This is a genomic window from Kaistella solincola (assembly GCF_000812875.1).
Taxonomy (GTDB): Bacteria; Bacteroidota; Bacteroidia; order Flavobacteriales; family Weeksellaceae; genus Kaistella; species Kaistella solincola.
This window is the reverse complement of record NZ_JSYK01000003.1, coordinates 15779-31466: the sequence shown is the minus strand read 5'-3', so window position 1 is coordinate 31466 and position 15688 is coordinate 15779. Positions and strand designations below refer to the sequence as shown.

The 15688-nt window shown below is 39.7% G+C and carries 14 protein-coding genes and 1 tRNA gene; 5 read left to right on the top strand and 10 right to left on the bottom strand.

The window, feature by feature from the left end; genetic code table 11:
* Positions 1-283 precede the first annotated feature (283 nt).
* From OA84_RS04205 to smpB, 3 genes are all read right to left on the bottom strand, one after another.
* Positions 284-1024, bottom strand: a complete 741-nt coding sequence (locus OA84_RS04205; RefSeq protein ID WP_039342903.1) for a YebC/PmpR family DNA-binding transcriptional regulator — start codon at positions 1022-1024, stop codon at positions 284-286.
* Between the two features lie 95 nt (positions 1025-1119).
* Positions 1120-2529 (bottom strand): OmpA family protein, encoded by a 1410-nt coding sequence (locus tag OA84_RS04200; protein WP_039342902.1) that lies wholly within the window; start codon positions 2527-2529, stop codon positions 1120-1122.
* Positions 2530-2606: 77 nt separating this feature from the next.
* Positions 2607-3065 carry an SsrA-binding protein SmpB gene (gene smpB / locus OA84_RS04195; protein WP_039342900.1) on the bottom strand — a complete coding sequence of 153 codons (459 nt, stop codon included), beginning with the start codon at positions 3063-3065 and terminating at the stop codon, positions 2607-2609.
* 174 nt (positions 3066-3239) lie between these two features.
* Here smpB and OA84_RS04190 point away from each other — a divergent pair, with 174 nt between their 5' ends.
* Positions 3240-4859, top strand: a complete 1620-nt coding sequence (locus tag OA84_RS04190) for an ABC-F family ATP-binding cassette domain-containing protein (protein WP_039342899.1) — start codon at positions 3240-3242, stop codon at positions 4857-4859.
* 125 nt (positions 4860-4984) lie between these two features.
* Here the strand turns inward: OA84_RS04190 and OA84_RS04185 are convergent, their stop codons facing one another.
* Complete coding sequence (locus tag OA84_RS04185; RefSeq protein ID WP_039342895.1) at positions 4985-5797, bottom strand: ferritin-like domain-containing protein; 813 nt, start codon at positions 5795-5797, stop codon at positions 4985-4987.
* 36 nt (positions 5798-5833) lie between these two features.
* Positions 5834-6544, bottom strand: coding sequence for a ferritin-like domain-containing protein (locus tag OA84_RS04180; RefSeq protein ID WP_039342894.1), 711 nt, complete (start codon positions 6542-6544; stop codon positions 5834-5836).
* 306 nt (positions 6545-6850) lie between these two features.
* Here OA84_RS04180 and recJ point away from each other — a divergent pair, with 306 nt between their 5' ends.
* Entirely contained in the window at positions 6851-8560 is a 1710-nt protein-coding gene (gene recJ, locus OA84_RS04175; RefSeq protein ID WP_039342891.1) for a single-stranded-DNA-specific exonuclease RecJ, read from the top strand.
* A 15-nt stretch (positions 8561-8575) separates the two neighbouring features.
* Here the strand turns inward: recJ and OA84_RS04170 are convergent, their stop codons facing one another.
* Positions 8576-9727 (bottom strand): hypothetical protein, encoded by a 1152-nt coding sequence (locus OA84_RS04170; RefSeq protein ID WP_039345646.1) that lies wholly within the window; start codon positions 9725-9727, stop codon positions 8576-8578.
* Between the two features lie 80 nt (positions 9728-9807).
* Here OA84_RS04170 and OA84_RS04165 point away from each other — a divergent pair, with 80 nt between their 5' ends.
* Positions 9808-10332 (top strand): NAD(P)H-dependent oxidoreductase, encoded by a 525-nt coding sequence (locus tag OA84_RS04165; RefSeq protein ID WP_039342888.1) that lies wholly within the window; start codon positions 9808-9810, stop codon positions 10330-10332.
* A complete protein-coding gene (locus OA84_RS04160; RefSeq protein ID WP_039342883.1) occupies positions 10325-12166 on the top strand; it encodes a monovalent cation:proton antiporter-2 (CPA2) family protein in 1842 nt (613 codons plus the stop codon). Before OA84_RS04165 ends, OA84_RS04160 begins: the two co-directional genes overlap by 8 nt.
* Before the next feature lie 5 nt (positions 12167-12171).
* On the opposite strand, the gene OA84_RS04155 is transcribed toward OA84_RS04160, so the two are convergent.
* Positions 12172-13548: an alpha-amylase family glycosyl hydrolase gene (locus OA84_RS04155; RefSeq protein WP_039342881.1), complete on the bottom strand. Its 1377-nt coding sequence runs from the start codon at positions 13546-13548 to the stop codon at positions 12172-12174.
* 11 nt (positions 13549-13559) lie between these two features.
* Positions 13560-13973, bottom strand: a complete 414-nt coding sequence (locus OA84_RS04150; RefSeq protein WP_039345643.1) for a type II 3-dehydroquinate dehydratase — start codon at positions 13971-13973, stop codon at positions 13560-13562.
* A gap of 254 nt (positions 13974-14227) precedes the next feature.
* Here OA84_RS04150 and OA84_RS04145 point away from each other — a divergent pair, with 254 nt between their 5' ends.
* Positions 14228-15187, top strand: a complete 960-nt coding sequence (locus OA84_RS04145; RefSeq protein ID WP_039342878.1) for a YihY/virulence factor BrkB family protein — start codon at positions 14228-14230, stop codon at positions 15185-15187.
* Positions 15188-15328: 141 nt separating this feature from the next.
* On the opposite strand, the gene OA84_RS04140 is transcribed toward OA84_RS04145, so the two are convergent.
* Together OA84_RS04140 and rpsT are read right to left on the bottom strand one after the other, a co-directional pair.
* Positions 15329-15400 (bottom strand) — tRNA-Glu (locus OA84_RS04140).
* 19 nt (positions 15401-15419) lie between these two features.
* Positions 15420-15674 (bottom strand): 30S ribosomal protein S20, encoded by a 255-nt coding sequence (rpsT, locus tag OA84_RS04135; RefSeq protein WP_039342874.1) that lies wholly within the window; start codon positions 15672-15674, stop codon positions 15420-15422.
* Positions 15675-15688 lie beyond the last annotated feature (14 nt).

Sequence of the window (15688 nt, the reverse complement as noted above, 5' to 3'; positions counted from 1 at the left end):
CTAGAATTAAAAAAAAACCTGCTTTTAGCACCTAAAAAAATAAAGACCAAAACATTACTTTGTTTTGTTCTATTGATTAAAAAAAATTGCCGTTAAAAGCGGCATTTTTTGAATTTGATGAAGAACATTTGCGGCAGCTTTTATAGATATAATTAAAAAAAACCTGCTTTTAGCACGGAAAAAAAATAAAGACCAAAACATTAGTTTGTTTTGGTCTTTTAATTATAAAAAATTTGCCGTTAAAAGTGGCTTTTTTTTGAATTTCTAAACTGATGAGTATGGCTTAAATGGAAGCCATCAACTCATCGGTGATTTCCATATTGTGGTAAACGTTCTGTACGTCATCATCTTCCTCGAAACGCTCCAGCATTTTCATATTTATTTTAAACTGCTCTTCAGATACTTCTTTGGTATTATTCGGAATTCGCTGAACTTCGGCGCTTTTCGGTTCAATTCCAAGCTCATGAAGTTTGTGTGAAAGTGTTCCAAAATCTTCAAAAGCGGTGGTGATAAAAACTTCTTCATCATCGTGATCAATTTCTTCAGCGCCGCCGTCGATCATTTCCATCTCGAAATCATCCCACTCGGTTTTAATTTGTGAACGGTCCAGAGAAAAAACACCTTTCCTGTCGAAAATAAAAGCGAGTTCACCGTTTTTACCGAGATTTCCATCAAACTTATTGAAGACCGCACGCACGTTTGCTACGGTGCGCGTTGGGTTGTTGGTGGTACATTCTACAAAAAAAGCAACACCACCCTGGCCGTAACCTTCATAGGTAATTTCTTCATAGCTCTCAGCATCTGCACCGCTGGCTTTTTTAATGGCGCGTTCTACATTGTCTTTCGGCATATTGGCGCCTTTCGCATTCTGGATGCAACGTCGTAATGCTGGATTGGAGTCAGGATCCGGACCGCCGGCTTTTACCGCCAGAGCGATATCTTTCCCGATCTTTGAAAACGTTTTGGCCATCTTGTCCCAGCGGGCCATTTTTGAAGCTTTTCTGTATTCGAATGCGCGTCCCATCGTAATGTTTATTTTGTGTGTGCAAAAATAATAAAATATGGCAATAAAAAACGCTCCCTCTGCAGGGAGCGTCATTTATTTAGAAAAATAATTGATTATTTTTTCTTTTTTGCAGCTGGTACATCAGATTTTTGGTAAGTAGCCCATTCTGCAGCATCTTCGATTGCTCTAACAACAACTTTTCTGTCTTGTTGTCTTTCTTCGTTAGAAGCAGTTTCAGGAACTACAGCTTTAGCTTCACCAACACCAATTGATTTAAGAGCGTTTGCTTCTACACCTCTGCTGTCTAAAGCAGATACTACAGCAGCAGCTCTTCTTCTTGACAATGAAAGGTTATAAGCTTCGGCACCTTTTTTATCAGTTTGGCCTTCTAGTAAGTAGTTACCACCGTCAGTTTTGATAAGGGTTGCAGCAGCATCTAATCTTGGACCTGACTCAGCTTTAATTGTAGCTTTATCGAAATCGAAATAGATGTTTTTCAATTCTCCTTCTACTTCAGAAGCAGTAACTGATTTTGGTTTTGGACAACCGTTATATTGTGCAAGACCTGGAACTGTAGGACAAGCGTCATCTTTATCTAACACTCCGTCGCCATCAGTATCTGGCCAAGGACATCCGTTGTTTTCAGCTGGACCAGCAACTTCTGGACAAGCATCATCTTTATCAACTACACCATCACCGTCAGTATCTGGCCAAGGACAACCGTTGTTTTCAACTGGTCCTGCAACATCTGGACATTGATCGTCGATATCTGGAACTCCGTCACCATCAGTATCTGGACAACCTTGGAATTCAGCTAAACCTGGTGTATCAGGACATCTGTCATCTTTATCTAAAATTCCGTCTTTATCTCTATCCATGTTTCCGAATCTGAACAATAATGAAGCAGATGCCTGGAAGAAGTTAGCTACAGTAGATTTGTCTCCTGGAGTAGAAACGTAATCACCCTGAACACCAATACCGAAACCTTTAGTGATCCAGAAGTTAGATCCTAAACCAGTTGCTAAAGCAAAGTGGTTCGCTCCAATGTTTTGACCGTCTTCGTCAACAGCGTTCATAGCTCCTGAGTAGTCGTGTCTCAAATAGTTAGCACCAACTCTTAAATATGGGTCAAACCAAGATTCTTCGTCCCAAAGTCCGTTGAATTTGAATTGCAAACCAAGACCAGTCATTAGGAAAAATTCTTTTCCCATACCAATTCTCGTATTGTCAATATTTCCAACAGAAGTTTGCCAATCAAGAACCAAGTATTGGTTCAGGTTTCTAGCAACAGTTAACTTGGAAAGTGGAGGTGTAATTGTAAAATTGTTGATATTGTACAACTGACCTTGATCTCCACCACCGAAAGCAGTTGAGACAACATCTCCAACTTTTCCTCCAGCCGCAGCGTGGTTTACCCCATGAGCACCAACTCCGATTAACCACGGGTTGTTGGTAGTCTGAGCGAACACAGTAGAGGCAACAGTTAGTGCCAATGCTGAAATTCCTAATTTTAGATTTTTCATAGAATTAAATGATTAAATAATTGATAATGCAAAATAAATATAAATTTTCTTTATAAACAAAGATTTGTAGGCTTTATTTAACTTTTCTTTAATAATCTGTCTAAATTTCTTCGGTTTTCTCTATCTTTTATGCTTTCGCGTTTATCATAGAGTTTTTTACCGCGGCCAAGGGCGATAAGAACTTTGGCTTTCCCCTTGTCATTGATATAAAGTTTTAAAGGAATAATGGTATTTCCAACATCCTTTAGCTTCTTTTCCAGCTTCTGTAATTCTCGTTTGTGCAACAGCAACTTCCGTTCCCTTTTTGTTTTGTGGTTGTAATATGTTCCCAATTTATACTCGTCAATTGTCATATTTATGATATACAATTCACCGTCAATAAACTGGCAAAAGGATTCAGTAATGCTTGCTTTTGAAGAGCGCAAAGATTTTATTTCTGTGCCTGTAAGTACCATGCCTGCTTCGATTTCATCAAAAATCTCAAATTCGAAGCGGGCTCTTTTGTTGTAAATAGCGATCGATTTTTCAATTTTCATTTTGATGATTTTTTCATTTTTAATTTTTCGTTAAATTTTATAAAATTTTAACACGAAACTATTAATTTTTGGCAGTCAAAAATTGGTCCAAAACAGGTAAAATTTCAGCACCTATTAAGCAATGCTATAAACCCAATTTGTTTTCGTAATTTTGCACCAAATTTACAAAACTATATGTTAACAGTATCTAATTTATCTTTACAATTCGGCAAAAGAGTGCTTTTTGACGATGTAAATATTATGTTTAGTAAGGGAAATTGTTACGGTATTATCGGCGCAAATGGTGCCGGTAAATCTACTTTCCTAAAAATTCTTACCGGTCAGCAAGACCCTACAACGGGCTCAATTTCCCTTGAACCGGGAAAAAGAATGTCCGTTTTAGAGCAGGATCACTTCGCTTATGATAATTTTACCGTGTTGGAAACGGTTTTACGGGGAAATAAAAAATTGTTCGAGATTAAAACCGAAATGGATGCGCTTTATGCTAAAGAAGATTTTTCGGATGAAGATGGTATAAAAGCAGGCGAACTCGGTGTTATTTATGATGAAATGGGCGGCTGGAACTCAGAGTCCGACGCGATGACGATGCTTTCCAACGTTGGTATCAAAGATGAAATGCACTACCAAATGATGGGCGAACTGGAAAACCAAAACAAAGTAAAAGTGCTTCTTGCCCAGGCTTTATTTGGAAATCCCGACGTGCTTATTCTCGATGAGCCTACCAATGATTTGGACATTGAAACCATTGCGTGGTTAGAAGACTTCCTTTCGACCTACGAAAATACAGTAATCGTTGTTTCTCACGACCGTCACTTCCTGGATACGGTGTGTACGCACATCGGAGATTTAGATTATTCTAAACTAAACTTATACACCGGAAACTACTCTTTCTGGTATCAGGCTTCGCAGTTGGCTACAAGACAAAGACAGCAGGCAAATAAAAAAGCAGAGGACAAAAAGAAAGAACTTCAGGACTTCATCGCGAGATTCTCCTCCAACGTTGCAAAAGCAAAACAGGCAACGGCGCGTAAAAAGATGATTGACAAGCTTAACATCGAAGACATCAAACCTTCTTCCAGACGTTACCCTGCAATTATTTTCGATACAGAACGCGAAGCTGGCGACCAGATTTTAGAGGTTAAAAATCTTGAAAAAACAAAAGACGGTGAACTTCTTTTTTCCAATATCGATTTAAATCTGAAAAAAGGCGACAAAGTAGCGGTTATTTCTAAAAACAGTTTAGCTATCACGGAATTTTTCCAGATTTTAAGCGGCAATACGGAAGCCGACAAAGGAACCTTCAATTGGGGAATTACCACCAACCAATCGTATATGCCTTTGGATAATGCGAGTTTTTTCCAGGAAAACATCAATTTGGTTGATTGGCTTCGGCAGTTTACCAAAAATGATGAAGAACGCCACGAAGAATATATGCGCGGCTTTTTAGGTAAAATGTTATTTTCGGGCGACGAAGCTTTAAAATCCTGTACCGTACTTTCCGGAGGTGAAAAAATGCGTTGTATGTTCAGCCGAATGATGTTGCAGCGCGCGAACGTTTTGCTTTTAGATGAGCCGACCAACCACCTTGACCTTGAGAGTATTACCACGTTGAATAACTCGTTGGTTAATTTTAAAGGAAATATCTTGCTTGCTTCACATGACCACGAAATGCTGCAAACGGTCTGTAACCGCATTATTGAATTAACTCCAAAAGGAATTATCGATCGTGAAATGACTTATGACGAATATTTGTCTGATAAAAAAGTGAAGGAATTACAGCAACAAATGTATTAACCGACCGATTTTATAAAATGAAAAAAAACCGCCAAATAAGGCGGTTTTTTTTTGCAGGAAGACTTTGATAAAATCAAAGTCTTCCTAACCAAAATATATAGAATGAGAAAAAATTTATTTGCTACTTAAGCGATGAATAATCCCGCAATTGCTGCTGAATCGCTTCCGCTTAAAGTTTCATCGAACGATGCCGAACCTGCCGCCGCGCCAAATTTCGTCGAAGTATTATAACCAGCCTGGATGACATTTTCTTCGCCTGCATAAACAGCATCTGTGGCTGCCGGCATATTTCCGCCGTCTTTCAGTTCTATCCAGCCTTTGTTCATCCGCATTCTGCGAACTTGTGACGCGTGTCTTGCTTCAACGGAATGGATTTGCAACGCTGCCTGCAAAATTGCTTTATTTGATGCAACATTTCCCGCCTGACCTTTATAAGCACGAACTCCCGTATCTTCAAAAGCCTGCGCCAAAATCATAAATGTCTTATAATCCGTAAACGGTTGGAAATTTCCGCCCGCGGTAAAATCGAATTTTGGTTTTGCGCCCGGTGTTGTTCCGAGTGAAGAAATGGCAGCTTTTAAAAACGCGACATGCGCTGTTTCGTGTTTGCTGATTTGCTGAAAAACTACACGATCAGCTGTCGGAATTAATCCTGTACTTGCTAAGCCGGTTCTGTAATATTCATCTTCCAGATATTCTAAAACAAGCGCCAGTTGTAACGCGTCGGTTAAAGCGGAAGCTGCCGAAGATGTGCTTGCTACCGTGGTTTTTGCTGCTTTAGAATCCGTCGCCATAAAAGAGCCTAATCCTAAAGGAATACTCGCTATTGCGGCTTTTCGTCCGAAATTGGCGATATCTGAAAGACCTTCTGACCTCGAGGTCATTTTAGTGAAAAATTGATCGTCTGATAATTTATCTAATATATTGAGTAAGTTCATATTGCTGTTATTTAAGTTAAAATTGATGTAAAGTGCTTAACCGATGCCCTGTTCTTTCCACGTGAACGGTGTTTTAAAGAAACCGCCCGCCGCCATTACAATATCTTTCGGCTCTTTGGCAATGTCCAAACCGTTGGCGTCTACCACATCGTCACCGGAAAACGCACCGGTTCCGGGGCTGATCAAATCTCTGATCGCTGAAGCGTGACGCGCCTCTACTGAAACAATTTTCCCGGCAATAACCAAGTAATCTAAATTTGTAATGTACTTACCAGCACCATTATATGCGGCAACTCCTGTATCTTCCAAAGCTTTTGCAGTCGCGAGAATGGAACTTCTGCTTTTGAAATCAACTCCGTCGTATTTGAATTCCAGCGTTGGTGTTGGTGTTGCGCCAGCCGCTGTAATTGCAGCTTTAAAGAAATCACGGTGAATAACCTCATGGTTATAAATATCCGTAAAAAGTTGCTTTTCAACCGTAGAAATTCCACCGTAGAAACTGTTGACTACTTTGGTGTAAAAATCGGCTTCCAGCTGTTCCAACGCGTAGGCATAATTTAAAACACCCACATCGCCTTTCCCAAGATCGAATACATTTTGGTTCATCGGCATATCCATGTTGTCATCTCTACAGCCCACCACAGCCAAACCTGCGACCGCGAGTCCTATTCCGCTTAATTTCAAAAAATTTCTTCTGCTTGTATCCAAAGTCGCTCCTTTGTTCGATACAGTAATTGTTTTCTGCATAATAATGATTTTTATGATTAATGATTGTATAAAATAATTACGAGCAGCTTTTTAATTCAGATTTCGGAATGCAGAATATTTTTTAAAATAATATGTAAAGCATTGAAAGCCAGGTTAAAAAATTTCAGATTTTATTTTTCATTAATGAAATTTTTATTGCAAAATCGGAAAAAAACGGCAATAAAGCAGCTAATTTTTTACCGAAAATGAGCATTTGCTTACGCTTTTCTTATCGACTTTTTAAACTAGAAAACACTGAAAAATTGCCCGAAATAACCTGATATTTTTTCCTATTTTTGTAAGATTATGAGTCAAAAATGGATTTTTACACCCGAGCCAAATGAAGATATTGTAGACAGTATCAGCTCCTCATTGGGTTTCGGAACCTTTGAATCCAAGATTCTGGTTCTGCGCGGAATAGACAATTATCAGAAAGCACGCGAATTTTTTAAACCAAACCTCGGCGATATTCACAATCCTTTTTTAATGAAGGATATGCAGGTTGCCGTGGACCGAATTGCAACCGCGATAGAAAACGGTGAGAAAATCCTGGTTTACGGAGATTATGATGTTGACGGAACCACCGCCGTTGCGCTGATGTATCTTTACCTCAGCAAAATTGTTGAAAAGAAATACCTCGATTATTATATTCCGGACCGAAATATAGAAGGCTACGGAATTTCCACCGAAGGAATTGATTTTGCGAAAAACAATGGTTTTTCCCTCATTATCGCGCTCGATTGCGGCATAAAAGCCATCGATAAAATTGAATACGCAAAAAGCCTCGATGTTGATTTCATTATTTGTGATCATCATCTACCAGGCGAAATAATTCCCGATGCGATTGCAGTTTTAGATCCGAAACGTAAAGATTGCCGTTATCCGTTCAAGGAACTTTCGGGTTGCGGCGTTGGTTTTAAACTTTGTCAGGGCTTGAACAGCATTTACAAAATTCCGGAAGCTGAACTTTTTGAACTTACCGATTTGCTCGCCATCTCCATTGCGGCCGACATCGTTTCAATGAGTGGTGAAAACCGCGTGTTGGCAAAACAGGGTTTAAAAGTTTTACGAAAAACCCGAAACATCGGTTTGCGGTTGCTTATTCCAGAAGATAAACTGGCAACTTTCGAAATTTCAAATATTGTTTTTGAAATCGCTCCAAAAATAAATGCGGCTGGTAGAATTTCACACGGAAGAGCCGCGGTGGAATTAATGGTTTCCGACAACCTGAAACACGCACATCAAATCGTGGGTGATATTTTAAGCCTGAATGATTCGCGCCGCGAAATGGATATGAGCAGCACCACCGAGGCGCTTTTACAGGTAGAAACTTCGGGTCAGATTACCAACCGTTCTACCATTGTTTACGGTCCCGGCTGGAATAAAGGTGTAATCGGAATTGTCGCTTCACGATTGATTGAATCGCATTACAAACCGACTTTGGTTTTCACCGATGGTAATAATGGCGAAATGGTGGCATCGGCACGTTCAGTTGCTGATTTTGATGTTCACCACGCGCTGGAATGCTGCTCAGATTTGTTTCTGAAATTCGGCGGACATCCGGCTGCTGCAGGACTTTCAATGGAAAAAGCTAAATTCGAAGCTTTTAAGCAGAAATTTGAGCAGGTTGTTTGTGAAAAAATTAGGGAACATCAGATCGAGCCCAGCATCACCATTGATTCTGTGGTAGAAATTGAAGATTTAAACAAGGATTTTTTCAATTTTCACCGAAAGCTTGCGCCATTTGGTCCGCACAATATGAAACCGAATTTGGTCCTGAAAAACCAAAAAGTTGCTGGTTATGTAAAAACAATGGGCAAAGATAATTCCCATGTCAAATTTTTCATCCGACAGGAATCGTCGGGCAGAAATATTGAATGCATTGGTTTTAAATTGGGAAAATATGCTGATGAATTCCGAAAAAGAAGTTTCGACATGGCTTTTACCGCAGAAGAAAACCACTGGAAAGGGAATGTGACGTATTACCTCAACATCAGAGACGTAAAATTTCTCTAAAATAGCCGGTAATTTTTATAAAATTTTGTGCCGCTGAAATTCTTTCGTACGGTCAAAAAGATAACGGTAAGTTGCTAATTTTCGAGTCACCGTGGTGTCCAGATTTTCAGCGATTTTCATCATTTTCGGGTTAAAATCTCCAATCCACTGCATTTCATAATCTTCGAAATCCGTGGTTTTGCGGAAATGCTTGGTGCCTTCCCAAATCATAAATCCATCGATGCCGCGTCCCTGCCATTCGGGAATTACTCCAAAAACCAAACCGACCATTTTCCTATTTTTTTTCAGTTTTTTCAGCACTAAAAAGGCTAATTTTTGGATTATGCCAAACTTACCATTGAAGTATTTAAACCATTGGTTCAAGTCCGGAATATTCATCCAAAAAGCAATTGGTTTTTGACCTTCGTAGATAAACCACGAAATATGTTCATTAATTACCGGCTTTAGCGTGGTAAAAAGTTTTAAAGTTTGCGCTTCGGTGAGTTGTTTTCCTTCACCGTGACTGGCCCACGCCTGATTATAAATTTCGGTAAAATCTTTCGCAAATTTTTCCAGGTGTTTCACTTTCAAAGGTCTGGCGCTGATTTTTTTGTTCCGCGAAACGCGCGCGTGTATTTCCATGAAATTTTCCGCAACCGGACCGTGCACTTTTCGGCCAAAGCACAACTGGTTGAAATAAATTTCGAAACCATAATTTTCAAAAAGCTCTTTGTAATACGGCGCATTATAATTCATCGCGTACAGCGGCTCGGAAAATCCTTCAATTAGCAAACCCCAGAATTTATCGCGTTCTCCGAAATTTATCGGGCCATCCATCGCTTCCATTCCTTTTTCCTGAAGCCAGTTTTTAGCAAAATCAAAAATAAAATTTGCGGTTTGCTGGTCATTAACGCAGTCGAAAAAACCAATTCCGCCGGTCGGCTGACTCTGCTTATATTTTTTACTGGTAAAAACGGCAATTTTTCCTAAAATTTTTTCGCTTCCATTTTTAAAGATGAAACGTTCGCAAATGCCAAGTTTGAAAAACTTATTTTTTTTTGGATCAAAAACCGCTTCGATATCCTGATCCAAAGGTCGGATGTATTTTTTGTCGCCCGAAAATAAGGTTGCCGGAAAGTCCAGAAATTCCCGTATCGTAGATGCTGAAGCCACTTGTATAACCTTCATATCTCCAAAAATAAAAACATTATCTGCATAAAACGTACTTTTTTTCGTTTTTTTTGTAATTTCGAACAATTAGCCTATTTGTGAAAAAAACGCTTGTCATATTCGCGCATCCGTACTTTGAATATTCTACCACCAATGTAGCGCTGATCAAAGCATACGAGAATTCCGAGCAACTGGTTTTCCGGGATTTGTATGAAGAATATCCGGATTTTCACATCGCAACGTTCCGGGAACGGAAAAGAATTCGTGAATTTGAACGCCTTATTTTTCATTTTCCTTTAATTTGGTTTGGTTTACCACCATTACTTCGGTTGTGGATCGATGAGGTTTTCGACATGAGCTGGAAAGCAGAAAGTGATCATCCATTGATGAACAAAGATGCGATAATCGTCGTTACGATGGGCGCTGCGGAAGATTGTTACCACCCCGATGGTTTATACAAAACCACCGTTGAGGAATTGATGAAACCACTGATTCTCTCACTGTCCGTAACAGGTATTAAAGTTAAAGAAATCATCTCTATATATAACGCTGATGACCTTGAAGAGCCAGAGTTGGCGGATATGACCAAACAAATAAAACAAAGTTTAACCCGAGATGAATAACGAATCTTTAGCGCAAACAGCCCTGATTTTTTTAGGTGCGGCTATCGTTATGGTTCCGCTGGTGCGGAAATTGGGGTTAAGTTCTGTAATCGGCTTTATTCTGGGTGGAATAATCATCGGCCCGTTTGGTTTTAAGCTAACTGGCAGCGATTCCGATGATATCATGCATGCAACAGAGTTTGGTGTCGTTATGCTTTTATTTTTGGTGGGTCTGGAAATTGAACCGAAAAAATTCTGGATTATTCGGAAGAAAATTCTCGGTATGGGTTTCAGCCAAATGATTTTCACCATCGCTATACTTTTCCCGATCTTCTATTTTGCGGGTTGGCGCACCGATCAGGCGCTGGTCGCGGCCATATGTTTTGCAATGTCGTCCAGCGCGATTGTTTTACAGACTTTAAAAGAGAAAAATACACTTCATACCGATGTTGGTGAAGCGTCATTTTCCATTCTTTTATTTCAGGATATGGCGGTAATCCCGCTTTTAGCTTTATTACCGGTAATTGCCAAGACTTCAAAAGACACCGAAAATCAACAGCTCATTCAGCTCCTCCCTGACTGGCTCCAGCCATTTTCAATTGTAATCGGAATTATAGCGCTCATTTTTTTGAGCAGATATACTTTCGTTCCGTTTTTACGCTATGTTTCGCGTTCCGGAATGAATGAACTTCTTACCGCAACTTCACTATTCCTGGTTATCGGTGTTTCAGAACTGATGAATGCCGTAGGTTTAAGCGCCGCACTTGGCGCTTTTATCGCGGGCGTCATGCTGGCGACAAGCGAATTCCGGCACGAGCTGGAAAGTCAGCTTGATCCGTTTAAAGGCGTTTTATTGGCGGTATTTTTTGTAAGCGTCGGTTCCACAATTAACTTTTTTGTCATCATGCAGGACCCGATGTTTATTTTCACCGTAACTGCCGTGGTTTTGTTGGTGAAATTTGGGGTTTTATTCGGTGTCGGAAAGTTTTTTAAGCTTAAAATGAATCAAAACTTTCTTGTGGCTTTAGGACTTTCGCAGGTAGGTGAATTTGCTTTCGTACTCATCAACTATTCATCGGACTTATATATTGTTGATCCGAAGCTGAAAGCTCAGCTTATGGCAATCACCGCCATTTCTATGTGTATTACTCCGATTCTACTAATTATCAACGAAAAATTTATTGAACCACACACGAATAAAGCTATACAAAGTCCGGAAGAACTTGAAACACCAGAAATCAAACACAAAATCATTATTGTTGGTTTCGGGCATTTCGGAAGTACGGTTGGCAGGCTTTTACGTGTAAACGGTATTGGCGCAACAATTTTGGATAATGATGCGGAACGTGTGAATTTGCTGCGGTCCAATGGTTTCAAAGTTTATTTCGGCGATGCTTCCAAACCTGGAATTTTGCGATCCGCTGGAGCGGAAACCGCAGACCTTCTTATTTTATGCCTGGATAACCCAGAAAAAAATAAAGCAATTTTAAACTATTCCCGAGAGCATTTCCCCCAGCTTCAGATATTTGTGCGTGCGAAAAACCGGCTTGATGCTTATGATTTCATCAATAACGGTGTAGATCATATTTACCGCGAAACTTTGGGAACTGCTGTAAATATGGCGGTGGATATTTTACAAGCCACGGGAATGCGCGCTTATGCTGCGCGACGACTCGGGAAGAGATTTACCATGATCGACATTGCGATGACAAAAAAATTGGCAAAAGAGCAAGTAAAAGATAAAGTAAGTTTCACGATGAGCCAATATCTTAGCCGCGAAGCCGAATTACTCGCGGAAGACACCAACTCTTTCGATGAAACGAAATGGAACGAGTACGATGAAGATCCAAATTAATTCGGTTAGTTTTCCTTCACCAAAACCAAATATGCCCACGGTTCCAGCTTCAAAGTGGTATTTCCGGAAATATTATAGATTTTACCGGTAAAAAGTTCTTTATATTTTCCCTGAAAATAAATGGTGTTTAAATTTACTTCCATCGTTTTGTCGGAAAAATTTAATACCGGCAAAACGGCATCTTTTTCCATTTCTCGGTAAAAAGAAATAATCTGGTCCTGATGATCATTCACCACGCGAATCATTTCACCACCAAATTTTCCGTTCCAAAGCGCCTTATTTTTGTGTTTTAAATGGAATAGTTTTGTGAAGATTTCACCGTTTTCTTCTTGCTTCCATTCAATCGGATCTTTTTCGAAAAACTTCAGACTTCTATTCAAACCCGCTTCCTGACCGCTGTAGCAAAGCGGCATTCCGTTCACCACGCCGGTCATAACGATTGCAGTTTTTAAGCCTGGTCCAAAATTCAGATACGGATTTCCTTCCCAGGAATTTTTGTCATGATTATCAGTAAATGTCATTCGATACGCATTACGCGGAACCGTGCTTACATCGTGCGCAAGATATTCCACCAAACCACCTAATTTTTGCTGGTTCACGGCGACTTTCATTTCATTCCACAAAGACCAGGAATACGTCATGTCAAACGATTTTTTGTACAAATCGCGGCTTTCCCATTCCGCCAACATAAAAACCGGCTTGATCTGATCCAATTCTGCGCGCGCATTTTCCCAGAAATCTACCGGCATAAAACCGGCAACATCGGCGCGGTAACCGTCGATATTGGTTTCTTTCACCCAAAATTTCAGCGCATCGGTCATATATTTTCGCAGGTCCGGATTGTCGTAATCAAAATCGATGACATCATCCCAGTCATACCACGGCGTTGGCTGAAATTTGCCTTCGCGCGTTTTCGTATACCACTCCGGATGCTCTTTTGCTAAAGGATTGTCCCAGGCGGAATGATTGCCAACCCAATCGATGATGACGTACATTCCCAGCGAATGAATTTTATCCACCAAATGCTGAAAGTCTTTCATCGTTCCGAATTCAGGATTAATGGCTTTAAAATCTTTTACCGAGTAATAGCTACCCAGTTTTCCTTTGCGGTTCAGTTCACCGATCGGATGAATCGGCATGAGCCAAATGATGTCCACACCCATATTTTTCAGCCGTGGCAAATGACTTTCAAAAGCTTTAAAAGTTCCTTCGGGCGTGTATTGGCGGATATTTGCTTCGTAGATCGTGGCATTTTTGCTCCAATCCGGATGTGTGATTTCCACATACTCTTTCGGCTGATAGCGCGGATCTTTTGTTTGCGAACTTCCCGAAAAAGGAAAGAAAAATGAAAAAGCTAAAATGAAAAAAAATGCCGTTTTCATGACCAATTTTTTTAATTTGAATTTAAACTTAAAATCGCAAGCGTATACCCTTTTAGTCCAAAACCGCTGATAATTCCGTTTGAATTGACCGCCGTTACAGATTTCTGACGAAATTCTTCGCGCTGATAAATATTGCTGATGTGAACCTCGATTTTTTGCCGCGAAATGTTTTTCAGACAATCTGCAATCGCGTAAGAATAATGCGTAAAAGCGCCCGGATTAATGATTAAAGCTTCAAAATCATCTTTTTGCAAACGGTCGATGAGCTCACCTTCAATATTGGATTGGTAGTAGGAAATTTCGTGTTCCGGAAATTTGTTTTCAAGCTGATTTAAATATTCTTCCATCGAAACATTTCCGTAAATATCGGGTTCGCGCGTGCCCAAAAGATTTAAATTCGGGCCGTTTACTATTAAAATTTTCATTTTTAGCTTTTTACAAATATAAGCAGATTTAGCATCAAAATCGTTTAACAGCTCGTTGCGCTTTGCAAATTCTACCTGCTTTAAAGGCATTTTTTTTTGAATTTTCTAAACTTAAACTTTAAAAATATTTTTTTCAAATAATATCGACTTCAATTTTGGCAACGCCTTTGCCGCGATTTTTGCTTCAATAATCTCTGTGAGCTGAAAATTTATCAATTCAGAACCTCAGCTTTCGGTTCTAAAACATTAAAAAGATGAAAAATATAAGTTTTTTCTGGGATTCTTTAAAGGAAACCTTCACCGAATGGAACAAAAGCAACGCAACCAGCGATTCCGCTAGTTTGGCGTATTACGCTATATTTTCCATTCCCGGACTTTTGATTATCATCATTTGGATTGCGGGATATTTTTTCGGTCAGGAAGCCATTCGTGGGCAGATTGGAGACCAGATCAGCGGAATGATGGGTTCTGACGCGGCTAAAAGTATTGAAGAAATGATTGCAAGCGCGCTGATTGACAAAGAAAATATTTTCATGAAAATCGTGGGAATATTTTCATTGGTGTACGGTGCTACAACCATTTTCTTTCACCTTCAAAGATCGTTGAATACACTTTGGGACGTGGAAGCCGCGCCGAGAAAAGCTTTAATTAAATTTCTGCTTGACCGCGCAAATTCACTCGGGATGATTTTGGTGATTGGTTTTTTGCTGATGATTACGATGATTCTGACGTCGCTCATCAGTTTACTGAATAATTTTATTACGATGAAACTCGGGCTTGAAACCTATCTTTTAATGGAAGTTATAGATTATGTGCTGGGCTTCCTTTTGGTTGTCGCCGTTTTCGCGTTTATGTTTAAAGTTTTGCCTGATGTGGAAATTTCCTGGAAAGCGGTGTGGACGGGCGCGATTCTAACCGCCGTTCTGTTCACCATCGGTAAATTTCTGCTTGGTTTATATTTCGCAGAATTAAAGCCTACGTCGACCTTTGGGAAAGCGGGAACCATCATCCTGATTATGATGTGGATTAATTATTCCTGTATGCTGATATTTTTCGGGGCAGAATTCACCAAAATTTATTCGCTGAAGAAAGGTTATTCCATAAAACCGTCGCGTCACGCGAAATGGAGCGCTGCAAAACTTTACGAAAAAGAAAAGGAGAAGGAAATGGAAAAGCTGAAATCACTGCAGGAAACCGAAAATATAACGGCATAATTGAAAAACGAAAAAAAAATGCCCTTTTAGCACGGAATTTTTTCCAGCAAAGAATTAGCACTTTTTCCTTGCTTTACACTCTAAGTTCTACGCTTTATAGCACACAAAAAAACTTCCGAAAAATTAATTTCGGAAGTTAAGTAGCCCGTAGGGGAGTCGAACCCCTCTTACCAGGATGAAAACCTGAGGTCCTAACCGATAGACGAACGGGCCAGTGCGTCTTGTATATTGTTTACGCTAAATTATTAACGTGCTTAGTCAATTTGCTTTTCAAGTTGGCAGCTTTGTTCTTGTGGATGATGTTTTTCTTCACCAATTTATCCAACAAAGAAATTACTGATGGCAACTGTAATGCGGCAGCAGCTTTATCCTCCTCACTTCTGAATACTTTCAAAGCTGTTCTTGCAGTCTTGTGATAGTATCTGTTTCTTAATCTTTTCTTTTCGCTTTGTCTGATTCTTTTCAGAGCTGATTTATGATTTGCCATATCTTTCTAAAAAC

Excerpts from the sequence above, each read along its gene's own strand:
- OA84_RS04205 (WP_039342903.1), bottom strand. The coding sequence starts at position 1,024 with ATGGGACGCGCATTCGAATACAGAAAAGCTTCAAAAATGGCCCGCTGG.
- OA84_RS04200 (WP_039342902.1), bottom strand. The coding sequence starts at position 2,529 with ATGAAAAATCTAAAATTAGGAATTTCAGCATTGGCACTAACTGTTGCC.
- smpB (WP_039342900.1), bottom strand. The coding sequence starts at position 3,065 with ATGAAAATTGAAAAATCGATCGCTATTTACAACAAAAGAGCCCGCTTC.
- OA84_RS04190 (WP_039342899.1), top strand. The coding sequence starts at position 3,240 with ATGTTAACAGTATCTAATTTATCTTTACAATTCGGCAAAAGAGTGCTT.
- OA84_RS04185 (WP_039342895.1), bottom strand. The coding sequence starts at position 5,797 with ATGAACTTACTCAATATATTAGATAAATTATCAGACGATCAATTTTTC.
- OA84_RS04180 (WP_039342894.1), bottom strand. The coding sequence starts at position 6,544 with ATGCAGAAAACAATTACTGTATCGAACAAAGGAGCGACTTTGGATACA.
- recJ (WP_039342891.1), top strand. The coding sequence starts at position 6,851 with ATGAGTCAAAAATGGATTTTTACACCCGAGCCAAATGAAGATATTGTA.
- OA84_RS04170 (WP_039345646.1), bottom strand. The coding sequence starts at position 9,727 with ATGAAGGTTATACAAGTGGCTTCAGCATCTACGATACGGGAATTTCTG.
- OA84_RS04160 (WP_039342883.1), top strand. The coding sequence starts at position 10,325 with ATGAATAACGAATCTTTAGCGCAAACAGCCCTGATTTTTTTAGGTGCG.
- OA84_RS04155 (WP_039342881.1), bottom strand. The coding sequence starts at position 13,548 with ATGAAAACGGCATTTTTTTTCATTTTAGCTTTTTCATTTTTCTTTCCT.
- OA84_RS04150 (WP_039345643.1), bottom strand. The coding sequence starts at position 13,973 with ATGAAAATTTTAATAGTAAACGGCCCGAATTTAAATCTTTTGGGCACG.
- OA84_RS04145 (WP_039342878.1), top strand. The coding sequence starts at position 14,228 with ATGAAAAATATAAGTTTTTTCTGGGATTCTTTAAAGGAAACCTTCACC.
- rpsT (WP_039342874.1), bottom strand. The coding sequence starts at position 15,674 with ATGGCAAATCATAAATCAGCTCTGAAAAGAATCAGACAAAGCGAAAAG.